This is a genomic window from Bradyrhizobium sp. ORS 111 (genome assembly GCF_045571485.1).
In the GTDB taxonomy this organism is placed as follows: domain Bacteria; phylum Pseudomonadota; class Alphaproteobacteria; order Rhizobiales; family Xanthobacteraceae; genus Bradyrhizobium.
In genome coordinates, this window is record NZ_CP120701.1 from 3,629,111 (window position 1) to 3,654,066 (window position 24,956).

Below are 24,956 nucleotides of genomic sequence, written 5' to 3' on the forward strand. Positions count from 1 at the left end.
CCGCTGATGGACGCAATCAATCCCGAACTGCCGCCTGCTGCGATCGAGCCGCCGGCACGCCCGCCACGGGTCTGGAAATTCTGGGGCACGGCGCTCTGGGGGCTGGTGATCTTCGCCGCGATGTTCCTCGGCCAACTCGCCGTGATCATCTATTATGTGATCAAGCAGGGTGGTCCGCTGTCCGCGACGGGCATCACCCATGTCGTTGCCGACGGCGTAACGATTGCGCTCTCGGTGATGGCAGGCCTGCCGATGGTGCTGCTGGCGCTATGGGTCGCGATCCGTCCCACGCGGATCTCGTTCGCCGACTATCTCGGATTGCGCTGGACGTCGTGGCGCAATGTCGTCGTCAGCGTCATCGCGCTCGTCGTGGTGATCGGCGGCTGGGACATGGTATCTCGCGCGGCCGGCCGCAACGTGTTGCCCGGTTTCATGGGGGATGTGCTGAAGTCGGCACAGGCCGAAGGCGCGCTCTGGCTGCTGGTCCTCGCCTTCGCGGTCGCCGCGCCGATCTGGGAGGAGCTGTTCGCGCGCGGCTGGCTGTATCGCGGTTGGTCGGAATCCCGTCTCGGCCCCTATGGCGCGATCCTGCTGTCAGCGCTGGTCTGGACCATGATGCATCTCCAATATGACTGGTACTTCCTCTGCGAGGTGCTGTCGATCGGGCTGCTGTTCGGCTATCTGCGCTTTCGCACCGGTTCGGTTTGGCTGACCATCGTGCTGCACGGGCTGAACAACCTGGCAGCGACGATCCAGACCTGGTGGTTGACCGGCTGAGCCGGGTGGCAAGCCGCGCCTGCCGTCGTCGGCCCATCGGTTCATTGCGTCAGGAGGGACGCCGCTCGGGACCTTGTGCATCGCTTCCGTCCGGCGACGCGGCATGCAGGAGCCCCGCATCTGACGAATGGACGCCCATGCATGTTGGGCTCCGGCGTGCTACAAACTGGTTTCCGGCATTATTGGCTGATCGTCATGCGCGATGGACAACCAAGTCAGACGGCACGGCGCGCGGCTGCTTATCGCGCCATTCACCAAACGTTAGAAGGCGGATCGATCTTCAGGGATCAGTTTGCGCTGAGGATATTGGACGAAGAGACGGCCGCCGCCTTGAATGAAATCGCGACAGACGATTCGGTGCGGCCTATGCGCTTATTCATCGCCGCACGAAGCCGGTTCTCGGAGGACACGATAGCAAGTTGCGTCGCCAATGGCGTGCGCCAGGTCGTGGTGCTGGGGGCGGGCCTGGATACGTTCTCGTTGCGAAATCCGTTTGCTGCTCTGGGACTTCGCGTCTTTGAAGTCGACTACCCGGCAACTCAAATGTGGAAGCGCGATCGGATAAGGGCCGCGGGCCTCTCGGAGCCGCCATCGCTTGTCTTCGCGCCGATCGATTTTGAACGAGAAAGTCTCGCCAAAGGTCTGGCAAGGGCCGGCTTCAATTTAGACGCACCGGCTTTTTTCCAATGGCTCGGCGTGGTGCCATATCTCACGAAGGATGCAGTCTCATCCACCATCAAGTTCATGTCCGACTTGCCGGAAGCTGCCGCAGTTTTCGACTATGCAGAGCCATTTCAGAACTACCCCGCCGAGCGCCGCGCCAGCATTATGGCAACGGCCGAAAGAGCGGCGGCGCGGGGTGAGCCTTGGCTCGGTCTCTTCGAGCCTGCCGAACTGCACGGGTTGCTGCGCGGCGTGGGCTTTGGGGCAATAGAAGATCTTGGCGCCTCCGAGATCGCCAAGCGCTTCTACGGCGCCTTGGGGCGAGACATCACGCTCGGACCCGGTCCCCATATCGTGCGGGCGGCGACGGGGGGACGCTTGATGACCCGGTTCGCATTTGACCCAGTGGTGGTTGAACCCGAACGGGGCTAACATCCGGGAGTACTGCACGGCAATCCTATTTGGGTCCGTTTGCGCCGGCTCGTGGCGAGGAGGGTCCTTGGCTCGCGAACACCTCTTGCGACGGCTCGTTGCGGTTTTTGCGGCCGACGTAGCCGGTTACAGCCGCCTGACTGGCGCGGACGAAGAAGGCACGCATGTCAGACTCAGGGAGCATCTGCAGGGCGTGTTTGTCCCGAACATTGCTGCGCATCGTGGGACTATAGTCAAGAATACGGGTGACGGGGTGCTGGCCGAGTTTGACAGCGTTGTCGATGCTGTCCGTTGCGCCCTCGATGTCCAGCGCGGGATGGCGGTGCGCAATGCGGCCGTGCCGCCAAATCAACGGATTGAATTCAGGATCGGGATCAATGTCGGCGACATCATCAAGGATGCCGGCGACATCTTCGGGGACGTTGTCAACGTGGCGGTGCGTCTCGAAGCCGTCGCGGAGCCCGGCGGTATCTGTCTTTCCGACGATGCTCACCGACACGTTCGAGATAAACTCGATATCGCCTGTGATGATGGCGGCGAACATAGATTAAAGAACATTGCACGCCCCGTCCGAGTTTTCAGAGTTAGGGATGGCGGCATCGCAGTGCGCCAAAGGCCGGCCTTGGCGTTGCCAGACAAGCCGTCCATCGCCGTCCTGCCTTTCCAAAATCTCAGTACAGACCCGGAGCAAGAATACTTCGCTGACGGCATCGTGGAAGACATCACGATGGCGCTATCGCGGTTTCGCTGGCTGTTTGTGATCGCAAGGAACTCGAGCTTCACTTACAGGGGGCGCGCCGTGGATGTGAAGCAGGTCGGCCGCGAGTTAGGGGTTCGCTACGTCATGGAAGGAAGCGTTCGCAAGGCCAACGCTCGCGTTCGCATCTCGAGTCAGCTTGTTGACGCGGATACCGGGGCGCATCTCTGGGCAAATCACTTCGATGGAACGCTGGAGGATATGTTTGATCTTCAGGACCGAGTGACGGTCAGTGTTGTTGGCGCGATTGCGCCGAAGCTGCAGCATGCCGAGATCAAGCGGGCTCTCCGGAAGCCGATCGAAAATCTGGACGCATACGATCGCTATCTGCGCGGGCTCGCGTGCATTCATCGGTGGACGAGGGATGGAGATGACGAGGGGCTCGAGCATTTTAGAACGGCGATCGAGCTCGAACCGGGCCTTGCCGCAGCTTACGGTCTGGCGGCATGGTGCTATGTGCGCCGCAAGGCTCACGGTTGGATGATCGATGCAACACGGGAAAGCGACGAGGCGACGCGACTGGCGCGCACGGCGGTGCTTATTGGTAGAGATGACCCGGTGGCGATGTGCTTGGGTGGATACGCACTTGCCTTTATCGATCACAAGTTCGACGATGCTGCAGCCTTCATGGATCAGGGACTCGCGGTCAATCCCAACTATGCATCAGCCTGGATGCTGAGTGCCTGGCTCAGAGTGTGGAGAGGAGAACCGGATCTCGCGATTGACCATGCCGCACGCGCGCGGCGCTTGAGCCCGCTCGATCCATCGATGTTTGGCGTTTACGCGGCAGCCGCTTGTGCGCATCTCCTGGCGCGCCGCTATGACGAGGCGTCATCGCTGGCCGACCAGGCCACGCGCGACCTTCCGAGCTTCTTGCTGGGTATCTGTATCTCCGCCGCCAGCAAAGCGCTCGGGGGACGACTTGACGAAGCACGAAGAGCCATTTCGCCGGCATTCGAGTCCGATCCCGACTTGCGGCTCTCCAGTCTCAAACGTCTGGTGCCGTTCCGGCGGCCGGAAGACTTTGCCATGTTTGCGAATGGCCTTAGCCGGGCAGGGCTGCCGGATTGAGGTCTCCTTGTATGGAGACCGGAAGCCGCAACGCGAGAGCGTCGGCTCACGTCCGGTCCACGGCAGCGAATGCCCAGGTCCGGCCTTTCCCCCGCAGCAGCGCCTGGTTGATCCAGACCATTCCGAACGGCTCGAGCAGACGCGACCTCCTAATGTCGCCGGCGTCGAGCGGCTCGAAACCCAGATCTCGCAACACGGTCGCGACTGCAGCCTTCGCTTGTGCGTCGTCGCCGGCCATGAACATCACCGGCCTGTGCGGCATGCGGGCATTGTCGGCCATGATCTCCGCGCCGACCTGATTGAGCGTCTTCACCACGCGCGCACCCGGCAACCAGCCGGCCACGATTTCGCCGCCGCTGGTGGTATGGCCCAGCGCGAGGTCGAGAACGCCACCGATCATCGCCAGCGGATTCATGCAATCGATGACGATCTTGCCGGAAAGGTCGCCGAGAGCCTTGACGGCTGCTTCGGCAACGTCCCATGGCAGCGCCAGAATGACGAGCTCGGCGGACTTGGCAGCTTCTGCCGGTGACGCCAGCTCTGCACCGACATCGGCGGCAAGGTCTTGCGTGGCCCTATCGGTGATGTCGCGCGCCCCAAGAATGACAGTGTGCGAGTGCGAGGATTTTTGAAGTCCGCGGGCGAGGGCGCTCCCGACAGTACCGGTCCCGATGATCGCTATTTTCATGGCACGATGTTCCCTTTTCCTGATGCCAATTGACAAACGAGATCGGGGAAATAATTCCGCTGGAAATGGTCGTGCCCGCGAACGCCCGGTGCTCGAGCCGATGCGACAATTCCGCGATTATGCGCGCCAAAGCCGACCGCAGCAATCGTGATCGCACTGATTGCGACCAGGGTCGCTTGCAGCGCGATGATCTGGGCGCGCGGGTGCGCCTCGCCGCCTAGGCCGATGGGCAGGTCGGCACGGCCGAATTCAGGTTTCGAGAAGTTGAATCCGTGATACGCTACACTTTAGGATGGTATTCTCCATCTCAGCTTTCGGGAGGACACAGCTATGAAGGCCTCGTCACTCTTCGTCACGCATTTCGCTGTTGCTGCCTTATCGATTGTACCACTGTGCGGTTCAAGCGGCGCAGCATGGTCACAAACCGCAACATCGCAGGCCCGGTCCACGCGTCCGCTTCCTGGTATCCAGGTCGACGCCCCAGGAGCTCAACGCGTCAAGCATCAAAGGCTGATGCAACATGCGGTGGCAAGCAACGCTGCATCGCCTCGAACATGGCCAAGCGGGTCAAGCATGAGGTCGGGTGACCGCCCGTGGATTGGATGCTCGTCGTCTGCCGGTGCCTATGCGTACACCGGTTGCAGAAACATTGGGCCCGGCGGCGTGCCCTTCAAGACCTATAATGAGTGCACCGAAAATGCATTGAAGTATGGTTGGAGAACCACTGAAGGCTACTGGTACTGCTCGACGCTGGCGTTGAAGGAGTAGACACCAGGCCTCGGCAAACTCCGTTAAAGCCCGACCGCCGCGATCGCGATCGGCATCGTGATCGCGGCCAGGATGGTCTGCAGCGTGATGATCTGAGCGAGCAGCGGCGCATCGCCGCCCAACTGGCGGGCCATCACATAGGCGGAGGGCGAAGTCGGCACTGCGGCACAGGCGGTGACGATTGCAAGGCTCGAGCCGCCGAGGCCGAACCACAACCCGAGTGCGACCGCAAGCGCTGGCATCAGCACCAGTTTTAGCACCAGCGCGACACTTGCGGCGAGGCTGGGGCGGAACATGCCTTCCAGATGCAATCCCGCACCGGTCACGAGCAGGCCGATCGCGAGCGACGAGCCGCCGAGCGCGTTGGCGACCTCGTGCCAGATCTTCGGCAACGGGATGTGCGCCACGTTGATGGCAAGACCGATCACGCAGGCCCAGATCAGCGGGTTCTTCACGACCGTCATTATGATCGCGCCCATCGACTGCTTCTGCGGCGAGGCGTAGTGCGCCAGCACCGCGACGCTGAAGACGTTGACCAGCGGAATGATCGCGACCATCGCCACCGATGCCAGCGCGAGACCAACGCTGCCGAAGAGATTGCCTGACACCGACAGCGCGACATAGGTCTGCCAACGGATCGCGCCCTGGAAGATCGAGGTGAAGGCCGGGCCGTCGACGCCGGCGCGGGCAAGGGGCCTGCGCAGCGCAAGACACAACAGTGACATTGCGAGCGCGGACAACAGCAGCGCGCCGCCGACGCCCGCGATCGGCACCCGTGTCAAATCCGCCTTCACCAGCGTCTGCACCAGCAGTACCGGAAACAGCACGTAATAGGTCAGCCGCTCCAGGCCGTGCCACTGCGTATCAATTGGCATCAGCGTGCGCTTCAGCACGAAGCCGAGCACGATCAGCAGAAACACCGGCAACAGCGCTGCGATCACCACGGCCATGGTCAGCGATCCCGGCGCAGCTTCGACAGCCGGTCCAGCGCGCCCTGCAGGATGAAGATCGCGGCGTGCTCGTCGATCACCTCGGCGCGTCGGCTGCGGCTGACATCCATCCCGATCAGTTCGCGCTCGACCGCTGCGGTCGAGAGCCGCTCGTCCCACAGCGCAATGGCAAGCGGGGTGAGGCCTGCGAGGTTACGGGCAAAGGCCCGGGTCGATTGCGCGCGCGGGCCTTCGCTGCCGTCCATGTTGATCGGCAGGCCCAGCACGAAGCCGACCGCGTTGCGCTCGGCCGCGATCGCCAGCAGCCGCGCCGCGTCGGCCTTGAAGGCCTTGCGCTGAATGGTCTCGACGCCGGTCGCGAGCCGCCGATCCGGATCGGAGACGGCAACGCCGATGGTCTTGGTGCCGAGGTCGAGGCCAACCAGCGCGCCGCGCTCGGGCCAGTGCGGTGCTGCATCGATCAGGGGAAGGATGGGGGCGGGCATGGCCCAGCGCATAGCATGCGCCCGCGCGATGAGGCAAAGCCCCATCAGGGTGGTGTCCATGCGAAAACGCCGCGCTCGACGTGGTTATGCGGCGATCACGCGGTCGTCGCCGGCAAGGCAGGCAGCCAGTCCCTGCAGCGCGCTGGACTGGTGCGCGGTGCGGCGCTGGATGAACAGCGTCTCGACATGGGCGTGCTGCGGGCTGAGGGTGTGGATTTTGATGTCATCTCTCACGTGGTCGCGCTCGACGACGGCGCGCGGCAGCATGGTCACACCCATGTCGGCGGCGACGCAGCCGATCATGCCATCGAGCGTGCCGAGCTCGAAGCGCGCGGCCGACGGCCAGCCGAATTCGGTGAAGACCTGTTCGAGCCGTTGCCGGTAGGTGCAACCGGTGCGGAACACCAGCGCAGTCGGCCCGGATTCCGGCGTCCCCGCGCGCAGTTCGGCCAGGCTCTTCCAGCGCCGCGCGGTGACGAGCACGAGCTCCTCGCGGAAGGCCGCCGTCGCGGTGAGCTCGGCGTGCTCGATCGGGCCGGCGACAAAGGCGCCGTCGAGCGAACCGTCGAGCACGGCCGCCACGAGATCGGCAGTCGGTGACGTGCGCAACATCAGGCGTACCGCCGGGAAGCGGCGATGAAATTCGGCCAGCAGCGCAGGCAGCCGCACGGCGGCTGTCGTCTCCATCGAGCCGATCGACAATGGACCCTTCGGCTCGCCGTCGTCGCGCGCGGCCAGCATCGCTTCACGTGTCAGCGCCGCCATGCGTTGGGCGTAAGGCAACAATCTGCGGCCGGCGCCGGTCAGCGTCATGCCGCGGCTGTGCCGTTCGAACAGCGCAGTGCCGATCTCGGCCTCCAGTGCCTTGATGCGCTGGGTGACGTTGGACTGGACCGTGTTGAGCTCCTCAGCGGCGCGCGTGATGCCGCCAAGCCGCGCGACGGCGGAGAAAGTGAGCAGATCAGTCAGTTCCACTGGCGACGCTCCGTTTCATTCTGGAGATGGTAGCGTTCTCTCGTATTCATTTTTCAAGAATGTTAGGCCGGCATACGCTCGCTGTCCAGAACAGGGAGCGAGCGCATGCCGATCAGCACCGAACTGACCGCGCGATTGGGCATCCAGCATCCGGTGTTGCTGGCGCCGATGGACACGATCGCCGGGAGCCGGCTGGTCCGGGCGGTGAGCGAAGCCGGCGGCTTCGGCATTCTCGGCGGCGGCTACGGAGACCGCGACCGGCTTGCGGCGGAGACCGCGAAGCTGAAGGGTTTCGCGCGTCCGTTCGGTATCGGCTTCATCACCTGGAGTTTGGCGAAGCGTCCCGAGCTGCTCGATCTTGCACTCGAGGCGCGGCCGCATGCAGTGATGCTGTCGTTCGGCGATCCCGCGCCGTTCGCGCCCAGCATCAAGGCGGCGGGCGCGCTTTTGATCTGCCAGGTGCAGAGCGAGGACATGGCGCGGCAGGCGCTCGACTGCGGCGCCGACATCCTGATCGCGCAGGGCACGGAAGCCGGTGGACACGGCGCGTCGCGCACGACGATCGATATCGTGCCCGCGGTCGTCGATCTCGCGGCGGGGCGGGTGCCGGTGGTCGCCGCCGGCGGGATTGCGGACGGGCGTGGGCTGGCGGCGATGCTGATGCTCGGCGCTTCGGGCGTGCTGATGGGAACGCGCTTCTATGCGAGCGTCGAGGCTGACGGCGCCGACGAGGCGAAGCGGCGGATTTGCGCCGCAAGGAGCGGCGAGACCGTGCGCGGCGTCGTGTTCGACTGGTCGCGCAAGCTGATGTGGCCGTCGCCATTCACCGCGCGCTCGCTTTCCAACGACCATCTGCGGCGCTGGACCGGCCGCGAGATCGAGCTGATGCAGCGCGCCGACCAGATTGCCGCCGAATATGCCGAGGCGAAGGCGGCCGGCAACTTTGATGTGGCCGCCGTGTTTGCCGGCGAGTCCGCCGGCCTGATCCATGATATTCCACCCGCGGCCGAGATCGTCGGCCGCATCATCGCCGAGGCCGCGCAGTCGCTGCAGGGCCGGCGCAACTCTCTTCCTTCTCCCCTTGTGGGAGAAGGTGGCGCGGACAAAGTACGCGCCGGATGAGGGGTCTGTTTCCGCGGAGGCAGATCCCTCACCCGGCGCCTTCGGCGTCACCTTCTCCCACGAGGGGAGAGGGTACTTACCCATCAGCCGAGCAATGAGACACCCCATGTGGCCAGATCGCCGTATCATCGACCTCTTCAAGACCGAATTCCCGATCGTGCTGGCGCCGATGGCGGGCGTGATGGACGCCGAGCTGGTGATTGCGGTGGCGGAGGGCGGCGGGCTCGGCTCGCTGCCGTCAGCGATGCTGTCGGCGGACAAGGCGCGCGAGCAGGTCAACATCATCCGCCAACGCGTCAACGCGCCGGTCAACATGAACTTCTTCTGCCACAGGGCAGTCGATGCCGATCCCGCCCGCGAAGCCAGATGGCGGCAGCGGCTCGCGACTTACTATGGCGAATACGGCCTCGATCCGAATGCGCCGGTCAACGCAGCGAACCGCGCTCCCTTCGACGACGCTTTCTGTGGGGTGGTCGAGGAGCTGAAGCCGGAGGTCGTGAGCTTTCATTTCGGCCTGCCGGAGCCGAAGCTGCTGCAGCGTGTGAAGACGACCGGCGCGGTCGTGATGTCGTCGGCCACGACGGTGAAGGAGGCGATCTGGCTGGAAGAGAACGGCGCCGATGTCGTGATCGCGCAGGGCGCCGAGGCGGGCGGTCACCGCGGCATGTTCCTCACGGACAATATCGCCGAGCAGCCGGGCACGTTTGCACTGGTGCCGCAGGTGGTCGACGCGGTGAAGGTGCCGGTGATTGCGGCCGGCGGCATCGCCGACGGCCGCGGGATCGCGGCGGCGTTCGCACTCGGCGCGTCCGGCGTGCAGATCGGCACCGCCTATCTGCGCTGCCCGGAGTCCAAGGTCATTCCGGCCGCCCGGGTGGCGCTGGCGCAGGCGAGCGACGAATCGACCGTCATCACCAACGTGATGACCGGCCGTCCGGCGCGCGGCGTCGCCAACCGGGTGATGCGCGAGGTCGGCCCGATCTCACCCGACGCGCCCGTGTTCCCGCATGCGGCCACCGCGCTCGGACCGCTGAAGGTGGCTTCCGAAAAGCAGGGGAAGGTGGAGTTCACCAATCTGTGGGCCGGTCAGGCGGTACGGATGGGCCGGGATATGCCGGCCGCCGAACTGACGCGCGCGCTGGCTGGCGCTGCGATGACGCGAATGAGTGCGCTGTCTCAGCTCTGATGCGCGGACTCGTCGCGTTTGATCTCGAGATGCTCGGCGGCGAGCGTGCGATAATGCGCGGCCATTTCCTTGTAGTGTCGTCGGGAAATCGGGTCGGTCGCGCTTTCGGCGCGGCGCTCGAACATCTCGGCCTTTTCCTGCAGAACCTTTGCCTGGGACATCGCAGTTCTCGATGGCAGTTCTTGCCTCACTCAGACCAGGCAGGCGACGTAGACAATCGCGATGCCGAGCACCGTCCCGATCGACCAAAGCGCTGGGTCCCAGCCTTCGGGCCGGGGCGTATTTCCTGGTTTGGACATAACGCGCTCCACATTCTTCAGTTTCCGAGAAGTAGGCGCCGCGAATGTTTCGGGACGACTTCGTCGGGCCGCAAAGTGGTTTCGTCGCGGGGCTTACGGCTGGATATGCCCGATTTGGCAGGACGTTCCGCCTGATCGTGGGCTAGGAGGCGGATTCCGGGGGCTGCCGCGGTTGCGGTGCAAAACCGGGCTCTGCTATACGGCGGGCTGACCTTTCAGCCTGACCTTTACGCCCTGGGGCTATATATAATGTCCGTCGACGCCACGACCGTCCGCCGCATCGCGCATCTGGCGCGGATCGCGGTCAGCGATGCCGAAGTTCCCCATCTCCAGGGCGAGCTGAACGCGATCCTGGCCTTTGTTGAGCAACTGTCGGAAGTGAACGTCGAGGGCGTCGAGCCGATGACCTCGGTGACGCCAATGGAGATGAAGAAACGCGCCGACGTGGTCAATGACGGCGACATTGCCGATGCGGTCGTCGGAAACGCGCCGGACACGGTGAACCACTTCTTCCTGGTGCCGAAGGTGGTCGAGTAGCTCTTTAATTCGGGAACGACAGTCCGATGTGTCTGCTCTGCGACGACGAGAAGGCCTACAAGGCCTATATGGATTTCCTCGATGCGATGGAGCGGAAGGGGAAGGTCGCCGATCCAAACGAGGCGATGGACGCCGTGCTCGACCATCTCGAGGCGCTTGACGCGGCCCGCGCCAAGGAAAATGCCAAGAGAAATACAAATCCCTGGCAAGACGATCCCGCCAACGACAAGACCTTGTCTCCGTTCTTCTGCAGCCCGATCAATAAATGACCGATTTGACATCGCTGACTATCGCCGAGGCCCGCCAGGGCCTCGCGAACAAGTCTTTCACCGCGCGCGAACTCACCGACGCCCATCTGGCGGCGATGGAAGCTGCGCGCGTGCTCAACGCCTATGTGCTGGAAACGCCGGATCGCGCGCGCGAGATGGCGAAAGCGGCTGACGACAAGATCGCGAAGGGCGAGGGTGGGCCGCTCGCGGGCATTCCGCTTGGCATCAAGGACCTGTTCGCGACCCGCGACATCGGAACCACCGCGTGCTCGAAGATCCTCGGCAACTTCCTGCCGCCCTACGAGTCGACCGTGACCTCGCAGCTCTGGCGCGACGGCGCGGTGCTGCTCGGCAAGCTCAACAACGACGAGTTCGCGATGGGCTCGTCGAACGAGACCTCATGCTTCGGCCCGGTCACCAATCCGTGGCGGCGCGAGGGCTCCAACACCACGCTGGTGCCGGGCGGCTCGTCCGGAGGCTCGGCCTCGGCGGTGGCGGCCTTGCTGTGCATGGGCGCGACCGCGACCGACACCGGCGGCTCGATCCGCCAGCCGGCGGCGTTCACCGCGACCGTCGGCATCAAGCCGACCTATGGCCGCTGCTCGCGCTGGGGCATCGTGGCGTTCGCATCCTCGCTGGACCAGGCCGGCCCGATCGCGCGCAGCGTCCGTGACGCCGCGATCCTGATGCGCTCGATGGCGGGCCACGATCCCAAGGACACCACCTCGGTCGACGTCGCCGTGCCGGATTACGAGGCCGCGATCGGCAAGTCGGTGAAGGGCATGAAGATCGGCATCCCGAAGGAGTATCGCCTCGACGGCATGCCGGCCGAGATCGAGAAGCTCTGGAGGGAGGGCGCCAAGTGGTTGAAGGCGGCCGGTGCCGAGCTCGTCGAGGTGTCGCTGCCGCACACCAAATACGCGCTGCCGGCCTATTACATCGTCGCGCCCGCCGAAGCCTCGTCGAACCTCGCGCGTTACGACGGCGTGCGCTACGGCCTGCGCGTGCCGGGTCGCGGCGTCACCGAGATGTATGAGGGCACCCGCGCCGAAGGCTTCGGCGCCGAGGTGCGCCGCCGCGTGCTGATCGGCACCTATGTGCTGTCGGCCGGCTATTACGATGCCTATTATCTGCGCGCGCAAAAGGTGCGTACGCTGATCAAGAAGGATTTCGAGGATTGCTTCGCCAAGGGCGTGAACGCGATCCTCACGCCGGCAACGCCGTCGGCGGCATTCGGGATCGGCGAGAAGGCCGGTGCCGATCCGGTCGAGATGTATCTCAACGACATCTTCACGGTGACCGTGAACATGGCGGGGCTGCCCGGCATCGCCGTCCCCGCCGGCAAGGATACGCAAGGGTTGCCGCTCGGCCTGCAATTGATCGGCCGTCCCTTCGACGAGGAGACGCTGTTCTCGCTCGGTGAGGTGATCGAGCAGGCCGCAGGCCGCTTCACGCCGGCGAAGTGGTGGTGAGCGATGGCGGATTTCCGGGCCAGTCTTGCTGACGCTGCGCCGGACAAGTCGCTGTCACCGCCGCTCGCCGCACTGTGGTGGGCCGCCAAGGGCGATTGGGATCAGGCGCACCGGATCGTCCAGGACGAGAGCGACGCCAATTCGGCCTGGGTGCACGCCTATCTGCATCGCGTCGAGGGCGATCTCGGCAATGCCGGTTACTGGTATCGGCGGGCCGGTCGGCCCGTGGCGAAGGATGCGCTCGAAGCCGAGTGGGAGCGGATCGTCTCCGCGCTGTTGTGAGAGTGCCGGTGCCGAAGCACCGCGATCGTTAACCGTGTCTCGGCCGCCATGCCGCCGCCTAGATTGACCGTGATACGCTGCTGGAACCAAGGCGGGGGCCAGTTAGAGAGTAATCGTGCGTGGGTCGGGTAGAGGGGGATGGCTGTCAGCGATGCTGGTGGCCGTGGTAGCGGTGAGCCTTGCGGGCTGCGCGACCGTCTACAATCTGCCCGGCAACGCGCCGCTCGGCATGGCGCTCGCCGACAATGCGATCGCCCGCGACATTCCCGACTACCAGGACGACGTGCTGCTGGCGCTGTCGTTCTCCGGCGGCGGCACGCGCGCCGCCGCGTTTTCCTTCGGCGTGCTGCAGGAGCTCGACCGCGTGCGCTCCAGCGTGGCCGGCACCAAGACGCTGCTCGACCGCGTCGACTTCGTTTCCGGCGTATCGGGCGGATCGGTCACCGCCGCCTATTTCGGCCTGAAACGTCGGGCCGCGCTCGACGATTTCCGCGAACGCTTCCTGCTGCGCAACGCCGAAGAGGGACTGAAGACCCGGGTCTCGCTCGGCAATATCGGGCGCGCGTTGGGTGGTGGCGTCAACGACAGCCAGTTCACCGATTGGCTCGATCGCAACCTGTTCGATGGCGCGCGCTTCGACGCATTGCCCGACGATCGCCGGCCGCGGGTCTGGATCAATGCGTCCGACATCTACAACCGCACGCCCTTCGTGTTCGGCAAGACCTCCTTCGACGCGCTGTGCAGCGACATTCGTTCCTATCGCGTCGCCGAAGCGATCGCGGCATCCGCCGCGGTGCCGCTGGCGTTCGCGCCGATCGTGCTGGAGACCTATCCCGGCGGCTGTTCTGCACCCCTGCCGCCCTGGCTCGAGCGGGTGCGCAATGATCCGAATGCGCAGCCGCTGCTGCACTCATTTGCCGAAGCGCTGGCACGCTACCGCGATGGCTCGATGCGTTACGTCAAGCTGCTCGACGGCGGCCTGGTCGACAATTTCGGCTTGTCGGGGTTGAGCATCGGGCTGCTCGCCGCACAGCGGCCGTATGAACCGCTCAGCGAACGGCAGGCGGCAAAGCTGCGGCGCATCCTGTTCCTGGTCGTCGATGCCGGTCGCGGCGTGTCCGGCGACTTCGTGCAGACGGTTGAAGGGCCGAACGGCGTCGAACTGGTGGCCGCGGCTGCCGACACCGCGATCGATGCCAGCGTGCGCTCGAGCTACGCCGCATTCACCGCGCTCGCCAACGACTGGTCGGGCAAGCTCAAGCGCTGGCGCTGCGGCCTGTCGGCAGCAGATCGCAGCCGGCTCGGCGTCGGCGCGAACTGGAAGTGCGGCGACGTCGGCATCTATATCGAACGTCTGGGCTTCGACCGGCTGGGACCGGAGCGCGCCGGCATCCTCAATGCCATCCCGACGCGGTTTTCGCTGCCGCCTGAGCAGGTCGATCAGTTGATCGCGGGCGGGGCAGATGCCCTGCGTTCGAGCACGGCGTATCAATCGTTCCGGCGCGGCCTCTGACCGGCGGCAAATCAGCCCCCGGGGCGGCTTGACTGCCGCGGTCGGTTGCGCGAAGCCCAGTTCATCCCAGATATCACTTTATCCGGAAAACGAGATCCATGACCGCATCTGCCGCACCCCACAAACTGATCAAAGGCGCGACCGGCGACTGGGAGGTCGTGATCGGCATGGAGGTCCATGCCCAGGTCACCTCGAGCTCAAAGCTGTTCTCGGGCGCATCGACCGCGTTCGGCGGCGATCCCAATTCCCATGTCTCGCTGGTCGACGCCGCGATGCCGGGCATGCTGCCCGTCATCAACGAGGAGTGCGTCCGCCAGGCGGTGCGTACCGGTCTCGGACTGAATGCGAAGATCAATCTGCGCTCGGTGTTCGATCGCAAGAACTATTTCTACCCGGACTCGCCGCAGGGCTACCAGATCAGCCAGTACAAGTCGCCGATCGTCGGCGAGGGCGAGGTGCTGCTAGAGCTCGACGGCGGCCGAAGCGTGACGGTTGGGATTGAGCGGCTGCATCTGGAGCAGGATGCCGGCAAGTTGCTGCACGATCAGTCACCCACGATGTCCTATGTCGACCTCAATCGCTGCGGCGTGGCATTGATGGAGATTGTCTCCAAGCCCGACATTCGCGATGCCGAGCAGGCCAAGGCGTACGTGAGCAAGCTGCGCTCGATCCTGCGCTACCTCGGCACCTGCGATGGCGACATGGAGAAGGGCAGCCTGCGCGCCGACGTCAACGTGTCGGTGCGCCGCTACGGCGAGACCGCGTTCGGCACCCGCTGCGAGATCAAGAACATGAACTCGGTTAACTTCATCGGCCAGGCGATCGAGTATGAGGCGCGGCGCCAGATCGATATCATCGAGGATGGCGGCAGCATCGAGCAGGAGACCCGTCTGTTCGATCCCAACAAGGGCGAGACGCGTTCGATGCGCACCAAGGAGGAGGCGCACGACTACCGTTACTTCCCGGATCCGGATCTGCTGCCGCTCCAGTTCAGCCAGGCCTTCGTCGACGATCTCAAGGCGCATCTGCCGGAGCTGCCAGATCAAAAGAAGACCCGGTTTATTACGGGCTTCGGTCTGTCGCTCTACGATGCGAGCGTGCTGGTCGCCGAGCGCGAAAGCGCTGACTTCTACGAGACGGTGCTGTCCGGCCTCGCTGACAAGGCGCGCGACGGCAAGCTCGCCGCCAACTGGGTGATCAACGAGCTGTTCGGCCGCCTGAACAAGGAGAGCCGCGACATTGCGTCGTCGCCGGTGTCGGCCGCGCAGCTCGGCGCGATCGTCGATCTGATCGGCGAGGGGACGATTTCCGGCAAGATCGCCAAGGACTTGTTCGAGATCGTCTGGCAGGAAGGCGGCGATCCGCGCGAGCTTGTCGAGACGCGCGGCATGAAGCAGGTCACCGATCTCGGCGCGATCGAAAAGGTGGTCGACGAGATCATCGCGGCCAATCCGGACAAGGTCGCGCAGGCCAAGGCGAAGCCGCAGATGGTTGGATGGTTCGTCGGCCAGGTGATGAAGTCGTCCGGCGGCAAGGCGAACCCGCAGGCGGTGAACGACCTGCTCAAGTCCAAGCTCGGGATTTGAACGGACGAGACGACATCGTCGTCTCCTGAGCATGATCCTTCCCGAGAGCGGTCTCGCGCTTCCGGATCATGCTCTCGCAACGTCTGTTTCGGCGTCGTCGCGCGCGCGTGATCGCACTGTGATCGCGCCTCACACCCTCCGTTCGTCGTCGCGATGACGACCGTCCCGCCGAATCGCCCAAGCCGCGATTCGTCCTCGAAGCGGGTCTCGATGACCTCAAACGAGGCGAAGGGCGTCTTTCCCACGAAATTTTTTTCGTTGCCAAAGATTGCGACTCGGAGGCGTCAGCGTTCTGCATTCCGACATCGTCAACGACTCAACGTGACAACGATCGTGCGTCGATCGACTAAATGCGAATTCAAGAAGTGCCTGCAAAACGGGCGTTTCCTGCGATATTGACAAATGCCGATGTCGACGGCTGCTGCACTTCTTGCATCGTCGCGCTTGCGCATCATCGATTTGTTCGATGGCGTGCGCTGCGCCTACACCCATCGCTGCGTCAACACTTCCTTAAGCGGGACACTGTTTTTTTTGGCCTGTTGGTGTATTCGGAAAGAAGTGCATTTCGATTCCCGAGTGCACGCAGCGAAGTAAGAGCCATCTCACATACTGGAGGGCAACATGGCTAAGAAGGCTAAGAAGGCGAAGAAGGCGAAGAGCGCAGTGAAGAAGACTGCGAAGAAGACCCGCAAGGTCGCCAAGAAGAAGAAGTAAGCCTCTCGCCTCGAGAGGATTGCCGGCAGCTTGATGCCGGCACGTCGCGAGAGCCACCGGGCAGGGTGCTGAGAGGCAAATGCCGCGCGAGGCTCTGGTTGACGAAAGAGGGTGTCGGCGAGACATCAGGTCAAACGGCTGGATCGTATTTCGGGAAGCTTCTCTTTCCAAAACCGGTCCGGCAGAAGAAACGAGAGATTTCTTCGTTCGGTGCGGAACTCTCTTGGTTCCGCAATTTCACCGGCGGGAATGCCCAAGTGAAATCTGATCCTGACGTGTTCGCCGACCCCCTCGTTCCGGCGGCCCGCGCAGTCCGCGCTCCGGCGCCCTATTTCCCCAAAGTCCAGTTCTGATCGTCTTTCAGCCAAGCGGCCCCGCGTTCCCTGAGCGTTCGCGGCAGACGTGCCGTGACGCCGAGCCACCGGCCGGTCGTGAACCGCCGCTGGCCTGAAACTCCAAACCGACCGCGCGCGGTGGCTGTGACGTCGGCACGGCGTGGCACGTTGCCATTGTCGGCAATGGTTATCGTTGTCCGAAAAGCAAGGGTAAACCGGCGTTCACGAATGCAAGGAAGTGCTTGTGGCACAGGCACTTCTGCGATTCCTGAAATTACGGCGCTCGCCCCCAATTTACATCCCGTTCATCGCGATACTTAAACCGCTCTTCAAACTTGAGCGGCATGATCTCCCCAACAAGCCGACAAACGGCGGGCGCATGATCCGGCGGATCAGCGCGGAGGCAGACAGGCGTTTTGGACAGTGGACGGGGGCCGCGCTCGGGGGAGTGCGGTCAACAAGAAAAGGGGAGTTGCAACGGTGTTTCAGGGGGTGATCGATCAGGAGACGGCCGTTCCGGTCGCAGCGACTGCGATCCAGGACGTGCTGTTCGAGCGCGGATTGTATTGGGCGAGCGGTCGCTCCGGCGTCGTCAATCTCGTCGCGGCGCACAAATGGTTCAACCTGGCAGCCCTCAAGGGGCGCACCGAGGCGATCGCGCTGCGCCGCGAAGTCGCCGAGCAGATGTCCGACGTCGAGATCGCGATCGCCCAACGCGAGGCCCGCGACTGGATGACGACGAACTAACGGATCGACCTTGATAAGGGGCCCCGCCGGCTCCCTTCGCGATCTTAGAACCAGCATCACGCCGCATAGATCACCGCCATCATAACGCCAGCTACTCGCGTTCGCGGGGCAGGATCTCGTCCGCGATCTCCAGGATATGTTCGAGCTATGTCAGCGGCGTCCTGCCAACGCTGCGCGATACGTGTCGGACTGTCCCACACCACGCCACGGAGCGTTCTGCACAGCCTCACGGCACGGCCACCGAGGCAATCGGCGAGTCGGTTCGCAGCGTCGCCATCGCGATGAAGGCGGCCGCGACGTTGGCCGCCGCGCTGATCGCCACCGGGATGAAATAGCTGTGGCTGACGTCGAACGCGAAGCCCGCGGCGCTCGGGCCCAGCAGCGTCCCGATTGCGACGCTGGTGTAGAGGATGCCGATGATGCCGCCGACATTGCGGCCGCCGAAATGGTCGGTGACGACGGCGGGCAGGATCGCGACCCAACCGCCATAGAACACCCCGAACAGCAGCGCGAAGATCGTGAGTGACCAGAACCCACCGGCGATCGCCCAGATCGCCAGCGAAACCGCCATCCCGACATACATCGCGATAAGGAACGTATCGCGGCCGATGCGGTCGGCGATGCTCCCCAGGACGAAGCGGCCGGCCGTGCTGCCGACGCCGATCATCCCGAGCAGCAGCACCGCGAGCGCTGATGTCACGTGGTGGTCGACAGCAAAAGGCACCAGATGCACGAAGGGGACGAACACTCCGAATGCGCTGATCAGACACGCCGCATAGAGACCGGCGAAGCGCGGCGTTCGCACCGCCTCGCCGATCGAGACGCCTTGGCGGACCGGCGCGCTCGACATCGAGCCGAGCGGGTCACCGTCCGGTCCGGTGCCGTGGCGGCGCGGATCGTCCGCGATAAACAGCGACGACCCGACGCCGGTGATGACGGCGAGGATGCCCAGCACGAGATAGGCGTCGCGCCACCCGAGGCTTGCGATCAGCCACGTCGCGAGCGGCGGCATCACCAGCGTGCCCACGCCGATCCCGCTGACCGCCAGTCCCGATGCAAAGCCGCGCCGCTTGACGAACCAGCGCTGTACCGCCCCGAGTGTCGGGACATAGGCGCAGCCGACGCCGGCCCCGATGCCGATACCGTAGGCGGCATAGACCTGGACGATCGTCTGCGCCTGGCTCGCGAGCATGAGCCCGAGTCCGACCAGCGCCATGCCGAGTGCAGCGAGCTTGCGCGCGCCCCAGCGATCGGCGAGTGGTCCGGAGATCACGCCGAGACCGAAATAGAGGAAGCCCGCGAGGGAGAAGACCAGCGACACCGAGCCGCGCGAGGCGCCGAAATCGCGTTGCAGGGATTCCACGAAAGACGAGAAGGTGTAGGCGCTGCCGAAGCCGACGAACGTCACGACGAAGGCGGCGGCCACGACGAGCCAGCCGTAGAACAGCTTTGTTGTTGGTTGTGCGCTATGCATGATGGCGCTCCTCATGATTGCTGGGTGGTGCCGCGCGGCCGACAGCATCGGCGGGCGGATAGAGCAGCATCTGGGTGCAGCGAAACAGCGCGATAGTCCGTTCAGTCACCTCGCTCCGGATCTCGGCATCCCAGACCTGGGTCATGCGTCCGGCATGCACGAGGCGCGCTTCGCAACTCACGACGCCTTCGCGCGCGGCGCCGATGAAGTTCGTCTTCAGCTCACCGGTGGCAAAGCCGGTGGCGCCCTCCGGCAATGACGCGAGACAGCCGAATCCGCATGCGGAGTCAGCCAGCGCGACGATGGTTGCGCCGTGCAGAAGGCCATGTGGCGAGAAGTGCTTCTTCGCGACGTCGAAGCGGCCGCGGACGCGGCCTTTCCCGGCTTCGGTCCATTGAAACTCCAGCAGGCCGGGTAAACTTCCCGCCTGCAATGCATTGATGTGATCGACCAGCGTGGTTGCATCAGCACCGCCGGTGGGACCGTGGATGGCGAGTCTATCGGGGGCATCAGTCATGTCCGGCGCTCCATCCAGCACGCAACGCGTCCGGCACCCGGACCGCATTGGGGCGTTGTATGTAACGTAGAAAATCTAATCTTTATCACGCGGCTTCTCCGCGTTGACGCAGCTACGTCCGACGAGTTAGGCTGATATGAGTTGAGAGGTTGAGGATCGCAAACCAGAATTGCTGTTCGCAATCGATTAGAAAATCTAAATCATGAGTCAGAAAGTTCCGCCACTGAATGCGCTGAAGGCGTTTGAGGCTGCCGCGCGTCATCTCTCGGTGAAGCTCGCGGCCGAGGAGCTGTGCGTGACGCCGGGCGCGGTCAGCCAGATGCTCAAGACGCTGGAAGCTCACCTCGGCGTGCAACTGTTCGAGCGCGTGCCGCGCGGCATCTATCTCACCGACGCCGGGCGCGACTATCTGCCATCGATCCGCAATGCCTTTCGCCAGATCGCCGAAGCGTCGCGTCGCGTCGCCGCGTCAAACGACGTCGGCACGCTCACGGTCAGCGTCACGCCGTTTTTTGCGTCGGCGTGGCTGGTGCCGCGCATGGCGTCGTTTCAGCGCGCGCATCCCGAGATCGATCTGCAGATCGTCACCAGCAGCGCGCTGGTGGACTTTTCGCGCAGCGGCGTCGACGTCGCGGTGCGTCACGGGCTCGGCCGCTATCCGGGACTGCGTAGTGACCGCGTTGTGACGGTCGAGATGGTGGTGGTCGCGGCTCCGTCGCTGGTGGCGCGCCTCGGGCGGCCCGCATCACCCGCCGATCTCGCGCGCTGGCCGCAGGTCCACGACGCCGATCGCAAGGGCTGGAGCCTGTGGTTTCAGACCAACGGCGTCGCGGAGGTTCGCGTGCCGCGCGGACCGTCCTTCGACGACACGGGCCTGCTCTTGAAAGCCGTGATGTCGGGGCAGGGCGCGGGCCTGCTGCCGGCCGCGATGGTCGAGAACGAAATCCGCAGCGGCGAGCTGATCCAGCTCGTGCAAACCACGCAGATGGAAGAGTTCGCCTATTACCTGGTGTGCCCGGACAACAAGCAGGGGCTCCCGAAGATCGCAGCGTTCCGGGAGTGGATATTGGGACCTGCAGCGCAATCGGCCGCCGTCGAGCCGTAGCTATCGATAGAACGCATTGGGCGGCACACCGAAGTGCTTGCGCAACCGGCTCGCGATCTGGCCGCACATCGGACAGCTCGCCGTCCTCGGCTTCCTCGCGATGTGCCTGTTCCAGCGTCTGTCGTATCTGGCGGCCGAAACGACGACCGCGACCAACATGGCAGTGTTCACCGCGCTCACGCCACCGCTGACGGTCGGGCCCAGCTCCGCATTGCTGGGCGAGGCGCCGACGCTCGGGATGGTGTGCGGCGCGCCGCTGTCGTTCGTGGTCTCGTTTATCTCGTGAGCGGCGGTGAGGTGTCGTCGCTGTTGCGCGACGGCGTGCACGCGGGCGATGTCCTGATGCTGCTCGCGGCGATCATCTACGCGCTGTACGGCGTGCTGCTGAAGCGATGGAGCCTGCCGATCACCGGATGGCAATCCACCTATATGCTGGCGCTTTGCGCGCTGGCGATCATGTTTCGCGCCTTCCTCGCAACGCCTGTGCCGCTGCGGCGGCCTGGCGCTGCTTGGCGTTGCCGCCGCGCAAGCCCTCCAGCGGCCGTTGAGAAGGGCTCTACGTGATTGAGCAATCATTGCGGCGCTGGCCGGCCATCTGCGCGGGACCTCCTGGGAACTCAACTCGCATGCGCGCCGTTATCGACATTCGAACGGCACGAGGCTGCGACTTCACATTCACCAGGCCGGGAGGGGCCGATGAAAGCTCTGTTGATGGTTGTCTCGATGCTCATGCTCGGCATCGGCCCGGCGGCGGCGATGACCTGGTGCGGGCCTGGCTGCCATCCGACGGTCCACGGTGCGTGTGTCGTGGACGGCTGGGGCACGGGGGCGCGCGTCTGGAATGAATGCCCCGCGGGATCTCATCCTCGCCCGCCGTGTCCGGCGGATTATGTCTGGCACCGGCAGATGCGGGCCTGTTTCCCGAGGTAACGCGTCCCGTCAGGTGACCGCGTCGCAAGGTCGCAACTCCGATGGGGACGGCGTGCAACCATCGGTTAACCATAGCGGTTGGAGAGTGGCGACATCGCATGGAGGCGGTTATGACCGGGAAGATGCTGATTCTAGCGATGCTAGTGAGCGCGATCGGGCTGGACTTCGCACTCGGATACATCTTGGGTCTGCTGGATTTCGACCTCTGAGGCGCGCAAACGGAGGCAAGGTTGTTCGGACGCACCACGTGATCGCGGCGTCCAGTCTCCCGATCGAAGGAATTGTAATGCGGCTGGCGGAGACGGAGGGATTCGAACCCTCGATAGGCCTTTACAAGCCTATAACGGTTTAGCAAACCGCCGCCTTCAGCCACTCGGCCACGTCTCCAGTGGCGCCGATATGCCCGAGAGGGCGCTGGGCCGCAAGCGGCAGATTCAGATTACGGCAAGATGATTTGATGGCAGCTCGGACTTGGGTGTCGGGCCGTAGGGCCGGATCGGGCACAAACGGTCCGCCAGCTTGCCTCTCCGCCGGCGTGGGCCCGGTTGTCCAGTGACTGTTCAAGTTCGCAAAAATTCTATTTTCAACAATGGTTTACGTGGCGACTTTGCGCCGTGTTCGGACATCTGCCGGACAGGTTGTTGAAAACCCTCTTCGTCAGCTCATTCGAGGCTGGCGCCGCGGCGCAGGTCGGCTTCGATCTGCAGCTTGGTTCCACCGCCGAACCGGGCGCGATAGACCTGCAGGTTCTCCATGATCCGCTGGACGTAATTCCGCGTCTCCGAGAATGGAATCAGCTCGACCCAGTCGACCGCGTCGACCTTCGGATCGCGTGGATCGCCGTAGCGCTCGATCCACTTCCGCACGCTGCCACGCCCGGCGTTGTAGGCGGCAAAGGTCAGGATGTAGGAGCCGCGGTAGTCCTCGAGCAGGCCGCCGAGCTCGGCCGCGCCAAGCATCGCGTTGTAGACCGGATCGGTCTTCATCCGGCTGAGGTCGAACCCGATGCCGGCGCGCTTGCAGACATAGCGGCCGGCCTCCGGCGTCACCTGCATGAGTCCATAGGCCTGCGCCGGCGATACCACGGCGGGATTGAAAGCGCTTTCCTGGCGCGCGATAGCATAGACGATGCTCGGCTCGACCTCCGGACCGACCTGTCTGAAGGAGGGGATTCCGTTGATCGGATAGGCGTAGTGGTCGAACGGCAGGCCGCGATTGAGCGCGGCCTTGCCCAAGAGCAGCATGCCGCGCGCATCGCCGTGGCGTGCGGTCAATTCGCCGAGGCCGGCGAGGGCTTCCGGATCGCCATTGTCGCCCTGATCGCTGTAAATCGGGATCGCCAGCTCGCGCTCGCCGATGTCGTAGAGCAGCGCTGCGGCGCGCACGATCTCCAGCCGCTCGGCGCCGCGGCCACGCGGCACGCCGTTGAGTTCGATCTGGGGCAGGCCCAGCTTGGCGCGCGCGAGCTGGCCGTAATAGCTGGTCGACTGCTCGGCCGCGCGCGCATAGGCGGCGCGCGCTTCCTGGCCACGGCCGGCGGCTTCCGCGGCGCGGCCCTGCCAGTAGCCGGCGCGCGCGAGCGCGGTCGGGTTGACGCTGCCGACGCCGATCCGCGCGAAGTGCTGCGCTGCGACCGCCGGATCGTTGAGGAAGCGGAGCGCAATCCAGCCCGAGGTGAATTCCTGCTCGGTCTTGTAGATGTCGCGGGTCGGCAGCGCCGCGTCGCGCGCGATCAGATAGGCAGTGCGGTACTGGCCGACGTCGAGCATCTTGCGCGCCAGCAGTCGGCGCTCGATCCACCATTCATCGACATTGTAGAGGCGCGCGGGTTCCCTCGGCGCGCTCATCATCAATTGCGCGGCTTCGGCGAATTTCTCCTCACGTCGGAGCAGCTGGATCTTTGCGAAGAGGTAGCCGGTATCGCCGGTCAATTCGCGCGGCACCGCCTCGAGCAGCGCGCGCAGGTTCGACGCCTTGCGGTTGGCCGCGATGCGCGCCTTCGCCAGCGCCACATAGCCGGAGCCGAGACGTTTTGCCGCGCGCAGGCCGGCGGCCTCGTTGTCGGTGCCGTAGAGCATGCCGTCCATGCGCGCCTTGTGGTCGCCGGCGGTCAGGAACGACCCAAACAGATCGAGCGCGAGGCTCTCGGTGTCCTCGCTCATCGGGTCGTTGCGCCAAGCCTCCCGCACCAGGCGCTCGGCATTGGCACGGTCACCGCGCGCGATCATCGCCTTGGCCAGCGCAAGACGGCCTTTCGCCGAGATCGGCGATTCATTCTGGAACCAGGTCCAGACGGCGGAGTCATCCCGGCGATCGTCCCACAGCGAGGCCTCGATGCGGCGGCGAAGGAAGGTCTGCGAGGGCCAGCTTGGATTGGCATCGAGGAAGCTGCGGTAGCGTTCGACGGAAGCGCCATTGTCCTCGCTGCGCAGGATGAGCCATTCCGCAAGCTTGCGTGCGACCGGATCGGAGATCGAGGACTCGGCGTCGGTCGCGTCGCCGGGCCTGCGTTTGCGCAAGAGCTCGACGATGGTCTTGAGTGCCTCCTTGTCCCCCTGCGACGTCGATGACGTCGCAGCGACGGCCGCCGGCAGCACAGGCTTGCCGCGCACCGCAGGTGCGACGTGCTGGCGGGTGGCCGGAACCAGTGCGGGGGCGCCGGCACGGGCGGCGTGCGCCGGCTTGTTCGGCGGACTAACCGGCGCAGCGGCCCTGGGCGCGATGGTTTTGGGCGTGGTGGTCTTTGACGCAGTGGTCTTGGACGCCGTGTTCTTGGAATCGGTCGTCTTGGAAGGAACGGTCTTGTGACCGTCCGTCTTGACCGTGCTGGATCTGGAAGAGGTCGGCGTGGTTCCGTCGGTCTTGGCTGCTTCCGTCTTGGCTGCATTGGTCGTCGCAGCGCCGTGCTTGGTTGCGGTTGACTTTGAAGCGGCCGGCTTGGGAGCAGCAGTCTTGGGTACCGCAATCTTGGGCGCGGTGGTCTTGGAGGCGGCGTTGTCGGTCGCCGGCGGCGGAACATCCGCGGCGGCCCATGCATCGGCCGTGATAGCGGCAAGGCCGACAGCAAGCACCAGGCTCGTCGCCAGTGCGGTTGATCGCAAGGTGTTTGCGCGGGCGGAACGGATCACGGAGGCCCCCTGCGGCGTCGAATCACCTGATCGTTCGCGCCATGAATTCTTATTTGATTGAATATGTGGACAAAATGCTAAAAGCGTCGCTGGTGCGGCTGTTTGCGCCAGCACCACGGCAAAATCGCGGCCGGGATAGGTACGATGCGGCCCTTTCGTCCCTGCGCCAGACCC

25 protein-coding genes and 1 tRNA gene are annotated in these 24,956 nt (G+C 64.5%); 17 read left to right on the forward strand and 9 right to left on the reverse strand.

The genetic code is table 11. From position 1 onward, the window contains the following. Positions 1 to 6: 6 nt before the first annotated feature. The 3 genes from P6U30_RS16815 (at position 7) to P6U30_RS16825 (ending at position 3,700) form a co-directional block, all read left to right on the forward strand. On the forward strand, positions 7 to 777 hold the full coding sequence (locus P6U30_RS16815; RefSeq protein ID WP_407170038.1) for a CPBP family intramembrane glutamic endopeptidase: 771 nt from the start codon (positions 7 to 9) through the stop codon (positions 775 to 777). A gap of 195 nt (positions 778 to 972) precedes the next feature. Continuing rightward, positions 973 to 1,872 carry a class I SAM-dependent methyltransferase gene (locus P6U30_RS16820; RefSeq protein WP_407170467.1) on the forward strand — a complete coding sequence of 300 codons (900 nt, stop codon included), beginning with the start codon at positions 973 to 975 and terminating at the stop codon, positions 1,870 to 1,872. A 67-nt stretch (positions 1,873 to 1,939) separates the two neighbouring features. Then, entirely contained in the window at positions 1,940 to 3,700 is a 1,761-nt protein-coding gene (locus P6U30_RS16825) for an adenylate/guanylate cyclase domain-containing protein (protein WP_407170039.1), read from the forward strand. Between the two features lie 46 nt (positions 3,701 to 3,746). On the opposite strand, the gene P6U30_RS16830 is transcribed toward P6U30_RS16825, so the two are convergent. From P6U30_RS16830 to P6U30_RS16845, 4 genes are all read right to left on the reverse strand, one after another. Beyond that, on the reverse strand, positions 3,747 to 4,424 hold the full coding sequence (locus P6U30_RS16830; RefSeq protein ID WP_407170040.1) for an NADPH-dependent F420 reductase: 678 nt from the start codon (positions 4,422 to 4,424) through the stop codon (positions 3,747 to 3,749). A 755-nt stretch (positions 4,425 to 5,179) separates the two neighbouring features. Further along, a complete protein-coding gene (locus P6U30_RS16835) occupies positions 5,180 to 6,106 on the reverse strand; it encodes an AEC family transporter (RefSeq protein ID WP_407170041.1) in 927 nt (308 codons plus the stop codon). A 2-nt stretch (positions 6,107 to 6,108) separates the two neighbouring features. Further along, on the reverse strand, positions 6,109 to 6,591 hold the full coding sequence (gene ruvX, locus P6U30_RS16840; protein WP_407170468.1) for a Holliday junction resolvase RuvX: 483 nt from the start codon (positions 6,589 to 6,591) through the stop codon (positions 6,109 to 6,111). Positions 6,592 to 6,675: 84 nt separating this feature from the next. Then, positions 6,676 to 7,566: a LysR substrate-binding domain-containing protein gene (locus P6U30_RS16845; RefSeq protein WP_407170042.1), complete on the reverse strand. Its 891-nt coding sequence runs from the start codon at positions 7,564 to 7,566 to the stop codon at positions 6,676 to 6,678. A gap of 105 nt (positions 7,567 to 7,671) precedes the next feature. Here P6U30_RS16845 and P6U30_RS16850 point away from each other — a divergent pair, with 105 nt between their 5' ends. Both P6U30_RS16850 and P6U30_RS16855 read left to right on the forward strand, forming a co-directional pair. Continuing rightward, positions 7,672 to 8,688: an NAD(P)H-dependent flavin oxidoreductase gene (locus tag P6U30_RS16850; RefSeq protein WP_407170043.1), complete on the forward strand. Its 1,017-nt coding sequence runs from the start codon at positions 7,672 to 7,674 to the stop codon at positions 8,686 to 8,688. A 106-nt stretch (positions 8,689 to 8,794) separates the two neighbouring features. Continuing rightward, positions 8,795 to 9,874, forward strand: a complete 1,080-nt coding sequence (locus P6U30_RS16855; RefSeq protein ID WP_407170044.1) for an NAD(P)H-dependent flavin oxidoreductase — start codon at positions 8,795 to 8,797, stop codon at positions 9,872 to 9,874. Here P6U30_RS16855 and P6U30_RS16860 read toward each other — a convergent pair. Continuing rightward, on the reverse strand, positions 9,865 to 10,035 hold the full coding sequence (locus tag P6U30_RS16860; RefSeq protein WP_407152121.1) for a hypothetical protein: 171 nt from the start codon (positions 10,033 to 10,035) through the stop codon (positions 9,865 to 9,867). The genes P6U30_RS16855 and P6U30_RS16860 overlap by 10 nt on opposite strands. Before the next feature lie 387 nt (positions 10,036 to 10,422). Here P6U30_RS16860 and gatC point away from each other — a divergent pair, with 387 nt between their 5' ends. From gatC to P6U30_RS16900, 8 genes are all read left to right on the forward strand, one after another. Continuing rightward, positions 10,423 to 10,710, forward strand: coding sequence for an Asp-tRNA(Asn)/Glu-tRNA(Gln) amidotransferase subunit GatC (gatC, locus tag P6U30_RS16865; protein ID WP_407170045.1), 288 nt, complete (start codon positions 10,423 to 10,425; stop codon positions 10,708 to 10,710). 26 nt (positions 10,711 to 10,736) lie between these two features. Next, positions 10,737 to 10,979 (forward strand): hypothetical protein, encoded by a 243-nt coding sequence (locus tag P6U30_RS16870; RefSeq protein WP_407152123.1) that lies wholly within the window; start codon positions 10,737 to 10,739, stop codon positions 10,977 to 10,979. Next, positions 10,976 to 12,451, forward strand: coding sequence for an Asp-tRNA(Asn)/Glu-tRNA(Gln) amidotransferase subunit GatA (gene gatA / locus P6U30_RS16875; protein ID WP_407170046.1), 1,476 nt, complete (start codon positions 10,976 to 10,978; stop codon positions 12,449 to 12,451). The genes P6U30_RS16870 and gatA overlap by 4 nt, the downstream gene beginning before the upstream one ends. 3 nt (positions 12,452 to 12,454) lie before the next feature. Continuing rightward, the gene (locus P6U30_RS16880; protein WP_407170047.1) at positions 12,455 to 12,733 is read left to right on the forward strand and encodes a hypothetical protein; all 279 of its coding nucleotides are present in this window, start codon (positions 12,455 to 12,457) and stop codon (positions 12,731 to 12,733) included. A 151-nt stretch (positions 12,734 to 12,884) separates the two neighbouring features. Further along, positions 12,885 to 14,246: a patatin-like phospholipase family protein gene (locus tag P6U30_RS16885; RefSeq protein ID WP_407170048.1), complete on the forward strand. Its 1,362-nt coding sequence runs from the start codon at positions 12,885 to 12,887 to the stop codon at positions 14,244 to 14,246. A 98-nt stretch (positions 14,247 to 14,344) separates the two neighbouring features. Beyond that, positions 14,345 to 15,832, forward strand: coding sequence for an Asp-tRNA(Asn)/Glu-tRNA(Gln) amidotransferase subunit GatB (gene gatB, locus P6U30_RS16890; protein ID WP_407170049.1), 1,488 nt, complete (start codon positions 14,345 to 14,347; stop codon positions 15,830 to 15,832). An 812-nt stretch (positions 15,833 to 16,644) separates the two neighbouring features. Next, the gene (locus P6U30_RS16895) at positions 16,645 to 16,899 is read left to right on the forward strand and encodes a hypothetical protein (RefSeq protein WP_407170050.1); all 255 of its coding nucleotides are present in this window, start codon (positions 16,645 to 16,647) and stop codon (positions 16,897 to 16,899) included. A gap of 462 nt (positions 16,900 to 17,361) precedes the next feature. After that, on the forward strand, positions 17,362 to 17,628 hold the full coding sequence (locus tag P6U30_RS16900; protein WP_407152129.1) for a hypothetical protein: 267 nt from the start codon (positions 17,362 to 17,364) through the stop codon (positions 17,626 to 17,628). Between the two features lie 226 nt (positions 17,629 to 17,854). On the opposite strand, the gene P6U30_RS16905 is transcribed toward P6U30_RS16900, so the two are convergent. Then, positions 17,855 to 19,102, reverse strand: a complete 1,248-nt coding sequence (locus tag P6U30_RS16905; protein WP_407170051.1) for an MFS transporter — start codon at positions 19,100 to 19,102, stop codon at positions 17,855 to 17,857. After that, positions 19,095 to 19,619 carry a PaaI family thioesterase gene (locus P6U30_RS16910; protein WP_407170052.1) on the reverse strand — a complete coding sequence of 175 codons (525 nt, stop codon included), beginning with the start codon at positions 19,617 to 19,619 and terminating at the stop codon, positions 19,095 to 19,097. The genes P6U30_RS16905 and P6U30_RS16910 overlap by 8 nt, the downstream gene beginning before the upstream one ends. A 202-nt stretch (positions 19,620 to 19,821) precedes the next feature. Here P6U30_RS16910 and gcvA point away from each other — a divergent pair, with 202 nt between their 5' ends. The 4 genes from gcvA (at position 19,822) to P6U30_RS16930 (ending at position 21,654) form a co-directional block, all read left to right on the forward strand. Next, positions 19,822 to 20,724 (forward strand): transcriptional regulator GcvA, encoded by a 903-nt coding sequence (gene gcvA / locus P6U30_RS16915; protein WP_407170053.1) that lies wholly within the window; start codon positions 19,822 to 19,824, stop codon positions 20,722 to 20,724. Between the two features lie 16 nt (positions 20,725 to 20,740). Beyond that, the gene (locus P6U30_RS16920) at positions 20,741 to 21,010 is read left to right on the forward strand and encodes an EamA family transporter (RefSeq protein WP_407170054.1); all 270 of its coding nucleotides are present in this window, start codon (positions 20,741 to 20,743) and stop codon (positions 21,008 to 21,010) included. Next, complete coding sequence (locus tag P6U30_RS16925; protein WP_407170055.1) at positions 21,007 to 21,288, forward strand: hypothetical protein; 282 nt, start codon at positions 21,007 to 21,009, stop codon at positions 21,286 to 21,288. Before P6U30_RS16920 ends, P6U30_RS16925 begins: the two co-directional genes overlap by 4 nt. Before the next feature lie 132 nt (positions 21,289 to 21,420). Next, positions 21,421 to 21,654, forward strand: coding sequence for a hypothetical protein (locus P6U30_RS16930; RefSeq protein ID WP_407170056.1), 234 nt, complete (start codon positions 21,421 to 21,423; stop codon positions 21,652 to 21,654). 293 nt (positions 21,655 to 21,947) lie between these two features. On the opposite strand, the gene P6U30_RS16935 is transcribed toward P6U30_RS16930, so the two are convergent. Together P6U30_RS16935 and P6U30_RS16940 are read right to left on the reverse strand one after the other, a co-directional pair. Beyond that, positions 21,948 to 22,041, reverse strand: a tRNA-Ser gene (locus P6U30_RS16935). Between the two features lie 275 nt (positions 22,042 to 22,316). Then, complete coding sequence (locus tag P6U30_RS16940) at positions 22,317 to 24,782, reverse strand: transglycosylase SLT domain-containing protein (protein ID WP_407170057.1); 2,466 nt, start codon at positions 24,780 to 24,782, stop codon at positions 22,317 to 22,319. Between the last annotated feature and the right edge of the window lie 174 nt (positions 24,783 to 24,956).